Genomic DNA, 13,209 nt, shown 5'->3' on the forward strand with positions numbered 1-13,209 from the left:
CGGCAACCGTCGCAAAACGGTCAGCCGTCCTCGGTGACCTTCAGCGTCAGTTCGTTGTGGGTGTTGTAGTACGGCTGGATGTGGTGCCGCCCGTTGTCGTCGGTGACGGTCTTGCGGGAGAAGGCCTGGGTCTTCTTGCGCTTGGCGATGTCGTCGAAGAACCGAGCCAGCCGGACCGGGGCGTGTTCGCCGTTGTCGTCGGCCAGCCACAGGTCCCACAGGTCCTTGCGATCGACGCGGATGTCGGTGAGCCGGTCCACGTCGAGCCGGGCGAAGAAGGCGCCGGACGCGTCGATGTCGGCGGCCCAGCGTTGGGCCGGGCCCTCGGTTTCGCGCAGTCGGCCCCGGATGTGGATGGGCGTGTCGCCCCACAGTGGGCCGAGTACGTCGCCGTGCAGCAGGAGGTGACCGTCGTGCCATCGCACCGAGTTGAGTTCGGCGTAGGTTTCGCGACGCCAGACCCGAAGGGCCAGTTGGCCTCGGGAGGAATAGGGGACCACGACCGAACCCGGCAGGACCGAGGGCCGGTGCAGCAGGGCGCGCGAGTCGATGTGACCCGCCTCGACGAGGTCGCCGTCGCGGAACAGGCGCCACCGGCCCTCGGGCAGTCGGCTCAGGAACGGCGGGTCGAGCCGCAGCTCGGCGCCCAGCGGGACCTCGATGGGCGGGTGTTCGCTGGATTCGAGCGTGTAACGGCCGCTGAAACCCAGTTCGGCGGTCAGGGTCATGTCCTCGAAGGACTTGACCAGGCAGTCGACGGAGTGGTCGGCCAGTTCGTAGGTCGAGGACGCGGGTTTGTCGGGCAGGCCGTAGCCGCCGACCCCGGCGCCGACGGGGATGCGGGCCCCGTGCGGCGGGGTGCGGTCCTTCTGCGAGACCAGGCTGTCGAACAGCTGCTCGTAGCGGGCACCGATGTCGTCCGGGTGGTACTTGCGGGCCTTGCGGATCGCGTTGGAGGACATGCGTTTGCGCAGCCGTTCGTCCTCGATGAGACGGCACAGCGCCTCGGCGACGGCGTTCTCGTCCTTGACGGGCGTCAGCAGGCCGTCGACCTCGTGGTCGATGATCTCCGGCGGGCCGTAGTCGCAGGCCGTCGACACGACCGGCAGACCGCAGTTCATGGCCTCGACGAGGGTGAGGCCGAAGGACTCGTACTTGGAGGTGACCGCGGCGATGGAACCCTTGGCCCACTCGGTGTCCAGCGGGGTGGCGCGGCCCATGAGCGACACCGAGTCGCCCAGGTCCAGATCGGTGACGACGTCGCGGATCTCGTTGATGCGCTTGCCGCTGCCGTAGATGCGCAGCCGCCAGTCCGGGTGCCGCTTGTGGACCTTGGAGAAGACGCGCAGCAACATGTCGAAACGCTTGGGGCGTTCGATGCGTCCGGCCGCGACGATGATCTTGGAGTCCACGTCGGACGGCGGGATCGGGGTCGGCTGGATCGAGTTGGGGATGAACCAGACCTTGTCGGCCAGGTGCGGCATGTGGCGCCGGTAGTTGTCCGCGTCGGCCTGGCTGACGGTGACCACGGCGTCCAGCTGGCCGAAGTCGCGCGCCATGGCATCACGCAGCGGCTGCTTGTGGTGGTCGTAGAACAGGTGCTCCTGCGCGACCGTGACCGCCTTGGGCGGCGAGAACCGCGCCAGGTAGATGTTGAGACCGGGACGGGTACCGACGATGACGTCCGCCTCGCAGTCACGCAGGAACTCCTGCACCCGCTTGTCGGTGAGCCGGTTGAAACGCTTGGCCCGGGTGTCGCCCGACGGGTAGAACCTCGAGCTCATCCGCATCCGAAACCGGTCCGGGATGCCCGCCACCTTCGAGGTGAGCGACCGCGGCGCGGTCTTGTCGATGAGGCTGCGCATCGTCACCCGCGGATCGGCCGTGAACTGTGGAGCGTCGCGGTACTTGAAGACGTTGACGATGTCGACCTCGTGCCCCAGGTCGGTCAGTATCGACGCCGTGTTCAGTGTCGCGCGGATCGTGCCGCCGATCTGGTCAACCGAGTGCGTCAAGAAAGTGATCTTCATTGGTCGCCTTTGAGTTGTGGCCGTGACGCCACCCCGCTGCCCTGGCGGTCGGCGAGCGTCCGCGTATTGGTCTTGTCGCCGCGTCGCTGCCCTTAAGACGACGCGGACTGTTCCTCCGTGAGTACAGGTTAGGAAATGTCCTCACCTAAGAGACGCTCCCCGGACGAATTCCGGTTGCCCATCGCGTGAACAAATGGTCTCCCTGGCGTAAAGCCGCCACAGAGAATACGGCAAACCGGACAATCACTCGGGTGGCCCCGGTACCTCGTCCGGGCGCGTCACATGATCACCAGGCGAGCCGCGTGCGGCCGTAGGCCATGATGTTGCGGTGACCGAATTGCTGGGAGCCGCCGACATCCGCCGCATCGCCGAGGCACTGACGGTGCGTCCGGCCAAGGCCCTGGGCCAGAACTTCGTCATCGACGGCAACACCGTCCGACGTATCGCCGAGGCCGCGAAACTCAGCCCCGACGACATCGTCATCGAGGTGGGGCCGGGACTGGGGTCGCTGACCCTGGCGCTGCTGCCCAAGGCCAAACGGGTGCACGCGGTGGAGATCGACGCCCGGCTGGCCTCGGCGCTGACGGCCACGGTGAACTCCCGGGCCGGGGACGACGCGGCGAAGCTGCGGGTCCACCACGCCGACGCCATGACCGTCGCCGAGGACGGTTTCGACGAGCCGCCCACGGCGCTGGTGGCGAACCTGCCGTACAACGTCGCGGTGCCGGTGGTGCTGCACCTGTTGGCGAGCCTGCCCAGTCTGCGGCAGGGGCTGGTGATGGTCCAGTCCGAAGTGGCCGAACGGTTGACGGCCAAACCCGGAACCAAGATCTACGGCATCCCGAGCCTCAAACTCGCCTGGTACGCCAGCGCTCGCCGGGCCGGGACGGTGCCGCGTGGCGTGTTCTGGCCGGTGCCCAACGTGGACTCCGGCCTGGTGGCGTTCGAACGTCGCGAACCCCCGCCGGGGGACAGGCGCGAGGTGTTCGCGGCGGTGGACGCGGCCTTCGCGCAGCGCCGCAAGACGCTGCGCATCGCCCTGTCGGACTGGGCCGGTGGGCCCGACCGCGCCGAGGCGATCCTGCGCGCCGCCGACGTGGACCCGCGCACCCGCGGCGAGGCACTCGACATCACCACCTTCGCCCGCATCGCACGTGAGAGGACGGCGACGTGACCGGAGCACTGGCCTTCGACGACGGCAGCCAGGCCGTGCGGGTCCGGGTGCCCGCCAAGATCAACCTGCACCTGGGGGTCGGCGACCGGCGCGCGGACGGATACCACGACCTGACCACCGTCTACCAGGGCATCTCGCTGTACGACGAGGTCACCGTGATCGCCGGGCAGCAGCCCGGCGTGCGGGTGGAGGTCTTCGGCGACGACGCCGAGGCGGTTCCACTGGGGACCGACAACCTGGCCGTGAAGGCGGTGCTCGCGCTCGGCGAGGAGTTCGGCGTCGCACCGGCGGTGACGGTGCGGATCGCCAAGCGCATCCCGATCGCCGGGGGCCTGGCGGGCGGCAGTGCCGACGCCGCCGCCGCGCTGGTGGCGTGTTCGCGGCTGTGGGGGATGCCGTTCACCGACCGGCTGGTCAAGGTGGCCGCCGGGCTCGGCAGCGACGTCCCGTTCTGCCTGAGCGGGGGTACCGCGCTGGGCACCGGGCACGGCGAGCGCGTCGAGGAGGTCACCGCCAACGGCCGCTACCACTGGGTGGTGGCCACGGCGGACGGCCAGCTGTCGACGCCCGCCGTCTACGCGGAGGTGGACCGGCTGCGCGAGTCCGGCATCGGGTCCTACTCGTCGGCGGTCACCGAACTGCTGGAGGCGTTGCGCACCGGCCGGGCCGAGGAGCTGGCGCCCCAGCTGCGCAACGACATGACCGAGGCGGCGATGTCGCTGCGCCCGCAGCTGCGCGAGATCCTCACCGCCGGGGCCGACGACGGCGCTCTGGCGGCGCTGCTGTCGGGTTCCGGCCCCACGACGCTGTTCCTGGCCCGCGACGTCCACCACGCCACCGCGCTGGCGGGACGGCTGCGTATGCGACGGCTGGCCCGCGAGGTGCACTGTGTACACGCTCCGGCGTTCGTGAGCGTCGGCTTAAGCCCTGCTCAGCCCGGCTAAGCCTGAGCGGTCGCGGCGATGGTAGCGCTCACGAGCCAGCCGGTGCGCTTCCCGCAGCAGATCCTCGACGGTCGCTGTGGTCTCCGCGTCGGGGTTGACGACGCACAGCCAGCCCATCCGGCCGTAGACCGGGTGCGGCAGCACCGTGTCGGTCGCGGCGAAGTCGAGACCGTCGGTGTCGGTTTCCTTTGGGCTGCTGCCGATCCAGCTGATGTACGCGGGAGTTCCGGCGGCGATGTTGACGCGGAACGTGTCGGGCCGGTCCAGGTCGGACGCCTTGTCCTGTTGATAGTCCTTGGTGACGACGGTGGCGAACGGCTGCGTCCTGGGCACCACGCCGTCGGGCGCGTAGTAGAAGAACACGTCACCCCAGGCCACCTCGGGACTGCCGTCGCCGGGACCGGGTTTCAGGGTCAGTACGCCACCGAGGTTCTCGACGTGGCCGATAATCTTGTCGATGTCCATGGATCCAGCGTTTCATTCAAGTGCTTATGGAGACTTTTTCACCGATTACCAGCGGGGATGCCATGAAAAGTCGCAAGTCGGGGTTGCGGACGGTCGACGTGGCGCGCGGCGCGGGCTACTCGGTGCAGCAGGTGCGGATCCTGGAACGCGACGGCGTGCTGCCGCCGGTGGAGCGCACCGCGAGCGGCTACCGGATCTACGCCGAGGCCCACGTCCAAGCGGCGATCGCCTACCGCGAGCTCGCGGCCGGGCTCGGCCCGGTCGACGCGAAACAGCTGATGCGAACCGCGCTGAACCGGCCGACGGCCGAACTGCTGGCCAGCCTGGACGCCGAGCACGCGGATCTGCACGCCGAGCGTCGGCGGCTGCGACTCGCCAGGAAGGCCGCCGAGTCGATCACCGCCGAACCGCTCGACGACGTGCGGCCCTCGGACGTGATGAGCATCGGTGAACTCGCCGAGGCCCTCGGCGTGCGGGCCTCGACGTTGCGGCATTGGGAATACGAGGGGCTGGTCGCCCCGGATCGCACCGTCGGTCGGCGGGTCCGCAGCTATTCGCCCGCCGCGGTGCGCGACGCGAGGATCGCGCACCAGCTGCGGCTGGCCGGGTACCGCATCGACGCGTTGCGGACCCTGATTCCGCAGCTGAGCACCACCCGCGACCACGACGAGGTCCTCAAGGGACTGAGTGCTCGCGATTCCCGGCTCGACGAACGTTCCCGGGCGCTGCTGCACGGCACCGCCGCGCTCGTCGCCATGAACCTCGTGTGAGGCTGGCACGCCAGGGCCCGGCTCAGGTCGACGTCGCCACGAGCTCGACCTCGAACCCGTCCTGATCCTCCAGGTACGCGGCGAAGTGCTGTTCGCCGCCCGCGTACGGATGCCGGTCGGCGAACAGCAACGTCCAGCCGTGTCGCGCCGCTTCGGCGACCAGCCGCTCGACCTCGGCCTCACCGTCGACGTGAAAAGCCAGATGGTTGAGCCCCGGCGCGCGACGGTCGTGGGTGTCGCCGGTCAGGGCCGTCGACTGCTCCATGACCAGGTACGTGGGCCCGAGCCGCCAACTGCGTCCGCTCGGCCAGCTGTGGAACCGCTGGTAGCCCAACGACTCCAGCAGCCAGCCCAGCGAGGCGGCCGATCGTTCCAGGTCGGGTACCCACAGTTCGACATGGTGCAGCACGCCGGTGATGGATGTGTCCACAGTCGCCACGCTACCGGGTCGCCGTGGTCCCTATTCGACCGTCACCGACTTGGCCAGGTTGCGGGGCTGGTCGATGTCGTGGCCCTTGGCCGCCGCCAGCTCGCACGCGAAGACCTGCAACGGGACCGCCGCCAACAGCGGGGCCAGCAGGGTCGGCACCCGGGGGACGAAGACGGTGTGGTCGACGTGTGGCGCCACCACCACGTCGCCCTCCTCGGCCACCGCGATGACGCGGGCGCCGCGCGCCTTGACCTCCTGGATGTTCGACACCACCTTGTCGTGCAGGATGCTGCGCCCGCGCGGGGACGGCACGACGACCACGACCGGGGTTCCCGGCTCGATCAGTGAGATCGGGCCGTGTTTGAGTTCCCCGGCCGCGAAGCCCTCGGCGTGCATATAGGCCAGTTCCTTGAGTTTCAGCGCGCCCTCCAGCGCCACCGGGTAGCCGACGTGGCGTCCGATGAACAGCGCCCGGTCGGCGTCGACCATGTCGCGGGCCAAGGCGCGCACCGGTTCCATCGCCGCCAGCACCTGTTCGATCTTGTCGGGGGTGGCCGACAGCTCGGCGACGACCGCGGCGACCTCGTCGGCGTACTTGACGCCCCGCACGCCCGCCAGGTGCAGCCCGACGAGGTAGCAGGCCGCCAGCTGGGTCAACAGGGCCTTTGTGGACGCCACCGCGACCTCGATGCCCGCCCGGGTGTACAGCACCGCGTCGGACTCGCGGGGGATCGTGGAGCCGACGGTGTTGGAGATGGCCAGCACCCGCGCCTTCTGGGTCTTGGCGTGCCGCAGTGCCATCAGCGTGTCCATCGTCTCGCCGGACTGCGAGATCGCGATGACCAGTGTGGAGCGGTCCAGTACCGGGTCGCGGTAACGGAACTCGCTGGCCAGTTCCACCTCGACGGGCAGTCGGGTCCAGTGTTCGATGGCGTACTTGGCGACCATTCCCGCGTGGTAGGAGGTGCCGCAGGCGACGATGAAGACCTTGTCGACATCGCGGAAGTCCTGATCGGACATGCGGACCTCGTCGAGGGTGATCTCGCCGGTGGTGCCGGTGCGGCCCCGCAGCGTGTCGGCGACCGCGCGCGGCTGCTCGGCGATCTCCTTGAGCATGAAGTACTCGTAGCCGTCCTTCTCGGCCGCCGAGGCATCCCAGTCGACGTTGAACGGCTTGCCCGCCATGGCGACACCGTCGAAGTCGGTGATGGTGATGCCGGACGCGTCGATCGTGACGACCTGGTCCTGGCCCAGTTCGACGGCCTCGCGGGTGTGCGCGATGAACGCGGCCACGTCGGAGGCCAGGAAGTACTCGCCCTCGCCGATCCCGGCCACCAGCGGGGAGTTGCGGCGGGCACCCACCACGGTGCCGGGGTGGTCGGCGTTGACGGCCAGCAACGTGAAGGCGCCCTCGAGACGTCGGCACACCCGCCGCATCGCCTCGGACAGGTCGCGGCCCTCGGCCAGTTGCGCCGACAGCAGGTGCACGACGGTCTCGGAGTCGGTGTCGGAGGCGAACTCGATGCCCGCCGACTCCAGTTCGGTGCGCAGCTGCGCGAAGTTCTCGATGATGCCATTGTGGATGATCGCGGTGCGGCCGTCGGCCGACACGTGCGGGTGCGCGTTGCGGTCGGTGGGGGCGCCGTGGGTGGCCCAGCGGGTGTGGCCGATGCCGGTGCGCGGGTCGGTCATGCCGCCGCGTTCGTCGACGGCCGCGGTCAGGTTGGCCAGTTTCCCGGCGCGTTTCTCCACCGACAGCGTCTCGGCGTCGACCAGCGCGACCCCGGCCGAGTCGTAGCCGCGGTATTCGAGGCGCCGCAGGCCCTCGCTGACAATCTCGATCGCCGGTTTCGGTCCGACGTAGCCCACGATTCCACACATGGCCGCCAGCCTACCCGAGCTTCGATCAAGGGCGGTGAGCGAAAGGCGGGTTTTCGCGCAACGTCTCTGTTCATAATGTTGAACGCCTGGTCGCATACCGGATACCTCAGCCGCAAGTACAGTTGCGGGTGATGATTGTGGCAGTCGGTATCGATGTGGTTCTCGTGGAACGTTTCGCCAAGGCAGTGCAACGGACGCCGTTGCTGGCCAGCCGCCTGTTCACGGAATCCGAACAGTTGACCGCGGCCGGCAACCCGCGCTCGTACGAGTCGCTGGCGGCCCGGTTCGCCGCCAAGGAGGCGGTCGCCAAGGCGCTGGGCGCGCCCGGTGGCCTGCACTGGCACGACTGCGAGATCGTGGCCGACCCCGACGGCAGGCCCTGGCTGACCGTCAGCGGTTCGGTGGCCGAGGCCGCCACCGAACGCGGCGTGGAGCGCTGGCACCTGTCGCTGTCGCACGACGGCGGCATCGCCTCGGCGATAGTCGTGGCGGAGAACTGACATGCGCGGCGACGACACGACGACCCCGAGCTGGCGGGCCGATGCGGCGACGACGGCTGGGACCGTTGGCTTCCGGGCGGCCGAAACGGGGGAGAACTGACATGCGCGGAGTGTGGAAGGTCGACCAGGTCCGAACGGCCGAGGCCGAGCTGATGAAGCGACTGCCCGAGGGCGCGCTGATGAAGCGCGCGGCGGCGGGCCTGGCGGCGCGGTGCGCGCGGCTGCTGCACGGCATCGGCCTGTACGGCTCGGCCGTGACGGTGCTGGCCGGCAGCGGCGACAACGGCGGCGACGCCCTGTACGCGGGCGCGCTGTTGGCCCGGCGCGGCGCGGCGGTCACCGCCGTGGAGATCTTCCCGGGCCGCACCCACGCCGCCGCGCTGGCGGAGTTCCGTGCGGCTGGCGGCCGGGTCACCGACACCACTCCCGAGCACCACGATCTCGTCATCGACGGGATCCTGGGCATCGGCGGCCGTCCCGGGCTGCCCGACAACGCCGCGATCATGCTGTCGCGGATGGGCCGGGTGCTGACCGTCGCCGTCGACGTCCCCAGTGGCGTCGACGTGGACACCGGCGCCGCGGTCGCGCAGGCGGTGCGCGCCGACGTCACCGTCACCTTCGGCTGCCTCAAACCCGCGCTCGCGGTGGGTGCGGCGGCGGCGCTGGCCGGGATCGTCGACTGTGTCGACATCGGACTGGGTCCGTTCCTGCCCGAGCCCTACGCCAAGGTCCCCGAACTGTCCGACGTGCGGTCGTGGTGGCCGCACGCCCGCCCCCACGACGACAAGTACACCCGCGGCGTGCTGGGAGTGTGCGCCGGTTCGTTCCGCTACCCCGGCGCCGGGGAACTGGCCACCGCCGGGGCACTGGCGGGCCCGGCCGGTTACATCCGTTACGCGGGAACGGCTTCCCGCCACATCCGCTACAGCTACCCCGAAGTGGTCACCAAGGACCGGGTCGCCGACGCCGGACGGGTGCAGGCCTGGACGGTGGGGCCCGGCATGGGCACCGACTCGCAGGCCGCCTCCCAGCTGGCCTCGGCCATGGCCGCCCCGGTTCCCATGTGCATCGACGCCGACGCGCTCACCCTGATCTCCGACGAACCCGAGGCACTGTACGAGCGGCAGTCGCCCAGCGTCATCACCCCGCACGACCGCGAGTTCTCCCGCCTGAGTGGACGGACCCCGGGCGACGACCGGGCCGCCGACGCCCTCGACCTGGCGCAGCGGCTGGACTGCATCGTGCTGCTGAAGGGCTACCGCACCATCATCGCCAACTCCAACGGCGACCTGTACTTCAACCCGACTGGCGACCCGAGCCTGGCCACCGCCGGTTCCGGGGACGTGCTGGCGGGACTGCTCGGCGCGATGCTGGCCGCCGGGGTGCCGCCGGAGCGCGCGGCGATGTCGGCGGCGTTCCTGCACGGCCTGGCCGGACGCGAGGCCGCCAACCACGGCCCCGTCACCGCCTCGGGCATAGCCAAGGCCCTGCCGACAGCGATCAGCAGGGCCCTGGGTACAGCCGTCACATAGGCGTCGGCGTCAGTCGGCGACCTCGTTCCAGCCCGGAACGGTCTCGGGCTTGCGCGGGCCGGGACCGACGTAGGTGGCGGCCGGGCGCACCAGACGGCCCAGCTTCTTCTGCTCCATGACGTGGGCGCTCCAGCCCGCGACCCGGGCGCAGGTGAACATCGACGTGAACATGTCGGCGGGCACCTGCGCGAAGTCCAGCACCACCGCGGACCAGAACTCCACATTGGTGGCCAGCACCCGGTCGGGCTTGCGTTCCTTCAGTTCCGCCAGCGCCGCCTTCTCCAGCGCCTCGGCGACCTCGTAACGCTCCGAACCCAGTTCCTTGGCGGTGCGGCGCAGCACCCGCGCCCGCGGATCCTCGGCCCGGTAGACCCGGTGCCCGAAGCCCATCAGCCGCTCGCCGCGGTCCAGCACGCCCTTGACGTAGGTCTTGGCGTCGCCGGTGCGCTCGACCTCCTCGAGCATGTGCAGGACCCGGGAGGGCGCGCCGCCGTGCAGCGGGCCGGACAGGGCGCCGATGCCGGAGGAGATGCAGGCGGCCACGTCGGCGCCGGTGGAGGCGACGACGCGGGCGGTGAAGGTGGAGGCGTTCATGCCGTGCTCGGCGGCGGAGATGAAGTACGCGTCGACGGCCTTGACATGCCGGGGGTCAGGCTCGCCGCGCCAGCGGCGCATGAAGCGTTCCACGATGGTGTCGGATTTGTCGATCTCCTTCTGCGGCACCGCGGGCCGACCCACCCCGCGCGCCGACTGCGCCACATAGGACAGCGCGGTCACCGATACCCGCGCCAGGTCCTCGCGGGCCTGCTCGTCGCTGATGTCCAGCAGCTGGCCCAGGCCCCAGTAGGGGGCCAGCATGGCCACGGCCGACTGGACGTCGACGCGGATGTCCCCGGTGTGCACCGGAACCGGGAACGGCTCGGCCGGGGGCAGGCCCGGCCCGAAGGCGCCGTCCACGAGAAGGCCCCACACGTGGCCGTAGGAGGCGTGGCCGATGAGATCCTCGATGTCGACACCGCGATATCGCAGCGAGCCGCCCTGCTTGTCGGGTTCGGCGATCTCCGTCTCGAAGGCGACTACGCCTTCGAGACCTGGCTTGAATTCAGCCATGGTGGTGTTCTCCTCAAAAGGTTGGCGGATAGTCTCGCCGTCGCAAAACACCCGGGGTGCGGCCCCGGCGGGCGGAGGCGTCGCGGCGGCGATCTTGCGTAAGGACCCCATTTTGCACCGAACGCACGAGCACTCCTGCACGCAGGGTTCGTGATTCGCGGCAACACCGCGCAACATCGCGCACGGTTATCGGCGGGTTTGATGGGATACGCCCGGAATTTTCCGCCATATTCGCCTGCTCCCCCAAGGACCGTGTGCCAAACTTAACGGTTTGGCCACACCGTCCGGCCGTGATTCCCGCGTAACCGCCAGCTGTCTTCCGTGTCGTCCCACAATTTGACTGTCCCCTTCGCCCTAAGGATGAGGGGTCACACCCCTCACGGGGTGAGTTTCCTGATTCGCCGCCGATCGCGGAAGGGCGGGCCCTTGCCGTCTGATATCAGCTCCACAGGCATCGCTACGGCTTTCGGCCGCAGCTACGGCAAGACCTGCCGCAAGGATGTTCTTGGCCGCATTGTGATCCCGATCGTGGCGGGCGCGGCAGGAGGGGCACGTCCATGCCCGGGTACCCAGGTTCAGTTTTGCTAGCAAATGCCCACAGGCGTTGCATGTCTTGGAAGAGGGGTAGTGGCGATCGATTACCACCAGACGGCGTCCGGCACGTTGACATTTGTACTCCAGCTGCCGCCGGAATTCGCTCCAACCTGCATCGGAGATAGCACGCGCCAAGCGCCGGTTGCGCACCATGTTTCGTACGCCGAGATCTTCGACGACGACAATGTCGGCTTTGCGGACCAGGTTTGCCGATGTGCGATGTAGGAAGTCTTGACGAGCGTTGCGAACCTTGCGGTGGGTACGAGCGACTTTCGCCTTCGCCTTACGCCGATTCATACTGCCGCGTTGGCAACGAGCCATTCTGCGCTGATAGCGGGCAAGGTTGCGAGATTTGCGTTCCAAGTGACATGGGTTGCGAATTCGCTCGCCGTCGCTGGTTACGGCAAAGTTCTTTATCCCCACATCGATGCCAACAGCGTGCTTCGTCTCCTCCAAGGGAGCTGGCGCATCGATGTCGACTGCGAACGCGACGTACCAGCGGCCGTCCGGTTCCCGCGAGATGATTACCGTCGTCGGCTTGAGCGCGACCAAGTCGATATTGTCCCAGCTCCAGACGAATCGCAGCGGCGCGGATGCCTTCGCCAGCCACAGCTGACCATCCCGCATGCGAAACGCTGCCCGGGTGTAGTGGGCCGATTGGCGCCAGTTTCGGTTCTTGAATCTCGGATACTTGGCTCCTCCGGCAAAGAAGTTCGCGAAGGCGGCGTGCTGGTGACGGAGTGTCTGCTGCAACGGCACCGACGACACTTCGGAAAGGAATGCTAGCTCGCGCGTCTTCTTCCATGCTGTCAGCGTGGCGTCCGTTTCCCGGTACGAAGTGCGTCTTCCCTCAGAGTGATATCTGTGATGACGTTCAGCGAGGGTCTTGTTCCATACCAGACGCACACATCCGAATGTACGGCTCAACATGGCCGCCTGTTCGGAATCGGGATAGGCCCGGCACTTGTACGCCGTTCGCATGCCGCAGACCTTACACAATGTTAGGGTGCGTGTAAGGAATTCGGATATGTCGCGAGCCTTTCCTTCTGGTCAATGAGGCACATATCCACGGAGGTTTAGGTGAAGCGAACCGTGAATGCCGAGGATCTTTCGCGCCTGCGCCGCGAGTACGACGAACCCGACGAACTGGACCTCGAAACCGACCCGTTCGGGTGGTTTCGGCGCTGGTTCGACGAGGCCGCCACAGTCGAGCCCGAACCCAACGCCATGGTGCTGGCGACAGTGGACGACCAGGGGTTTCCGAGGCAGCGCACCGTCCTGCTCAAGAGCTTCGACACCTCCGGTTTCACGTTCTTCACGAACTACACATCGGACAAGGGCGTCCAGCTCACCGCCAACCCCAAGGTGAACCTGCTGTTCGGCTGGTACCGGCTGCACCGGCAGGTCATCGTGTCGGGGACCGCCAAGCGGGTACCTCCCGAGGAGTCGGCGCGGTACTTCGCGACCCGCCCCCGGGGCGCGCAACTGGCGGCCTGGGCCTCGCCGCAGTCGCGGCCCATCCCCGGCCGTACCGACCTGGAGTCGGCGTTCGCCCAGGCCGAGGCCCGCTTTCCCGACGAGGTTCCCGTCCCGCCGCACTGGGGCGGTTTCCTGGTGGAGCCGCGGTTGATCGAGTTCTGGCAGGGCCGACGCAACCGGATGCACGACCGGGTGCGTTATCACCGAGAGTCGTCGGCTTGGGTGCCCGTACGGCTGGCGCCGTGAGCCAATAAGCTTTCCCTGTTGTTGCCCGCCCCCGGCAGGGTTGGGGCTGCCCCA

The 13,209-nt window shown here is 68.6% G+C and carries 12 protein-coding genes; 6 read left to right on the plus strand and 6 right to left on the minus strand.

Going from position 1 to position 13,209, the window contains the following annotated elements; genetic code table 11:
• Window positions 1-20: 20 nt before the first annotated feature.
• The gene (locus SNAS_RS32405) at window positions 21-2,030 is read right to left on the minus strand and encodes a glycosyltransferase family 4 protein (RefSeq protein ID WP_013016288.1); all 2,010 of its coding nucleotides are present in this window, start codon (window positions 2,028-2,030) and stop codon (window positions 21-23) included.
• A 328-nt stretch (window positions 2,031-2,358) separates the two neighbouring features.
• Between SNAS_RS32405 and rsmA the strand changes: the two genes are divergently transcribed.
• On the plus strand, window positions 2,359-3,204 hold the full coding sequence (rsmA, locus tag SNAS_RS04980) for a 16S rRNA (adenine(1518)-N(6)/adenine(1519)-N(6))-dimethyltransferase RsmA (protein WP_013016289.1): 846 nt from the start codon (window positions 2,359-2,361) through the stop codon (window positions 3,202-3,204).
• Entirely contained in the window at window positions 3,201-4,148 is a 948-nt protein-coding gene (locus SNAS_RS04985; RefSeq protein WP_013016290.1) for a 4-(cytidine 5'-diphospho)-2-C-methyl-D-erythritol kinase, read from the plus strand. Before rsmA ends, SNAS_RS04985 begins: the two co-directional genes overlap by 4 nt.
• Here SNAS_RS04985 and SNAS_RS04990 read toward each other — a convergent pair.
• Window positions 4,125-4,613 (minus strand): DUF6194 family protein, encoded by a 489-nt coding sequence (locus SNAS_RS04990; RefSeq protein ID WP_013016291.1) that lies wholly within the window; start codon window positions 4,611-4,613, stop codon window positions 4,125-4,127. The genes SNAS_RS04985 and SNAS_RS04990 overlap by 24 nt on opposite strands.
• Window positions 4,614-4,675: 62 nt before the next feature.
• On the opposite strand from SNAS_RS04990, the gene SNAS_RS04995 reads away from it, so the two are divergent.
• Window positions 4,676-5,383 carry a MerR family transcriptional regulator gene (locus tag SNAS_RS04995; RefSeq protein WP_013016292.1) on the plus strand — a complete coding sequence of 236 codons (708 nt, stop codon included), beginning with the start codon at window positions 4,676-4,678 and terminating at the stop codon, window positions 5,381-5,383.
• Between the two features lie 22 nt (window positions 5,384-5,405).
• On the opposite strand, the gene SNAS_RS05000 is transcribed toward SNAS_RS04995, so the two are convergent.
• Together SNAS_RS05000 and glmS are read right to left on the minus strand one after the other, a co-directional pair.
• On the minus strand, window positions 5,406-5,813 hold the full coding sequence (locus SNAS_RS05000; RefSeq protein WP_144300398.1) for a VOC family protein: 408 nt from the start codon (window positions 5,811-5,813) through the stop codon (window positions 5,406-5,408).
• Between the two features lie 30 nt (window positions 5,814-5,843).
• The gene (glmS, locus tag SNAS_RS05005; RefSeq protein WP_013016294.1) at window positions 5,844-7,694 is read right to left on the minus strand and encodes a glutamine--fructose-6-phosphate transaminase (isomerizing); all 1,851 of its coding nucleotides are present in this window, start codon (window positions 7,692-7,694) and stop codon (window positions 5,844-5,846) included.
• A 131-nt stretch (window positions 7,695-7,825) separates the two neighbouring features.
• Here glmS and SNAS_RS05010 point away from each other — a divergent pair, with 131 nt between their 5' ends.
• Both SNAS_RS05010 and SNAS_RS05015 read left to right on the plus strand, forming a co-directional pair.
• The gene (locus SNAS_RS05010; protein ID WP_013016295.1) at window positions 7,826-8,194 is read left to right on the plus strand and encodes a holo-ACP synthase; all 369 of its coding nucleotides are present in this window, start codon (window positions 7,826-7,828) and stop codon (window positions 8,192-8,194) included.
• Between the two features lie 101 nt (window positions 8,195-8,295).
• Window positions 8,296-9,726: an NAD(P)H-hydrate dehydratase gene (locus tag SNAS_RS05015; RefSeq protein WP_013016296.1), complete on the plus strand. Its 1,431-nt coding sequence runs from the start codon at window positions 8,296-8,298 to the stop codon at window positions 9,724-9,726.
• A gap of 9 nt (window positions 9,727-9,735) precedes the next feature.
• On the opposite strand, the gene SNAS_RS05020 is transcribed toward SNAS_RS05015, so the two are convergent.
• Entirely contained in the window at window positions 9,736-10,836 is a 1,101-nt protein-coding gene (locus SNAS_RS05020) for a citrate synthase 2 (protein WP_013016297.1), read from the minus strand.
• 354 nt (window positions 10,837-11,190) lie between these two features.
• Window positions 11,191-12,411 carry an RNA-guided endonuclease InsQ/TnpB family protein gene (locus tag SNAS_RS33720; protein ID WP_013016298.1) on the minus strand — a complete coding sequence of 407 codons (1,221 nt, stop codon included), beginning with the start codon at window positions 12,409-12,411 and terminating at the stop codon, window positions 11,191-11,193.
• A 99-nt stretch (window positions 12,412-12,510) separates the two neighbouring features.
• Between SNAS_RS33720 and pdxH the strand changes: the two genes are divergently transcribed.
• On the plus strand, window positions 12,511-13,155 hold the full coding sequence (gene pdxH / locus SNAS_RS05030) for a pyridoxamine 5'-phosphate oxidase (protein WP_013016299.1): 645 nt from the start codon (window positions 12,511-12,513) through the stop codon (window positions 13,153-13,155).
• The last annotated feature ends 54 nt before the right edge of the window (window positions 13,156-13,209 follow it).

This window comes from Stackebrandtia nassauensis DSM 44728, assembly GCF_000024545.1.
GTDB lineage: Bacteria > Actinomycetota > Actinomycetes > Mycobacteriales > Micromonosporaceae > Stackebrandtia > Stackebrandtia nassauensis.

Bases quoted from the DNA above. Each gene is read 5' to 3' on its own strand.
- SNAS_RS32405 (WP_013016288.1), bottom strand. From the start codon at position 2,030: ATGAAGATCACTTTCTTGACGCACTCGGTTGACCAGATCGGCGGCACG.
- SNAS_RS04990 (WP_013016291.1), bottom strand. From the start codon at position 4,613: ATGGACATCGACAAGATTATCGGCCACGTCGAGAACCTCGGTGGCGTA.
- SNAS_RS04995 (WP_013016292.1), top strand. From the start codon at position 4,676: ATGAAAAGTCGCAAGTCGGGGTTGCGGACGGTCGACGTGGCGCGCGGC.
- glmS (WP_013016294.1), bottom strand. From the start codon at position 7,694: ATGTGTGGAATCGTGGGCTACGTCGGACCGAAACCGGCGATCGAGATT.
- SNAS_RS05010 (WP_013016295.1), top strand. From the start codon at position 7,826: ATGATTGTGGCAGTCGGTATCGATGTGGTTCTCGTGGAACGTTTCGCC.
- SNAS_RS05015 (WP_013016296.1), top strand. From the start codon at position 8,296: ATGCGCGGAGTGTGGAAGGTCGACCAGGTCCGAACGGCCGAGGCCGAG.
- SNAS_RS05020 (WP_013016297.1), bottom strand. From the start codon at position 10,836: ATGGCTGAATTCAAGCCAGGTCTCGAAGGCGTAGTCGCCTTCGAGACG.
- SNAS_RS33720 (WP_013016298.1), bottom strand. From the start codon at position 12,411: ATGCGAACGGCGTACAAGTGCCGGGCCTATCCCGATTCCGAACAGGCG.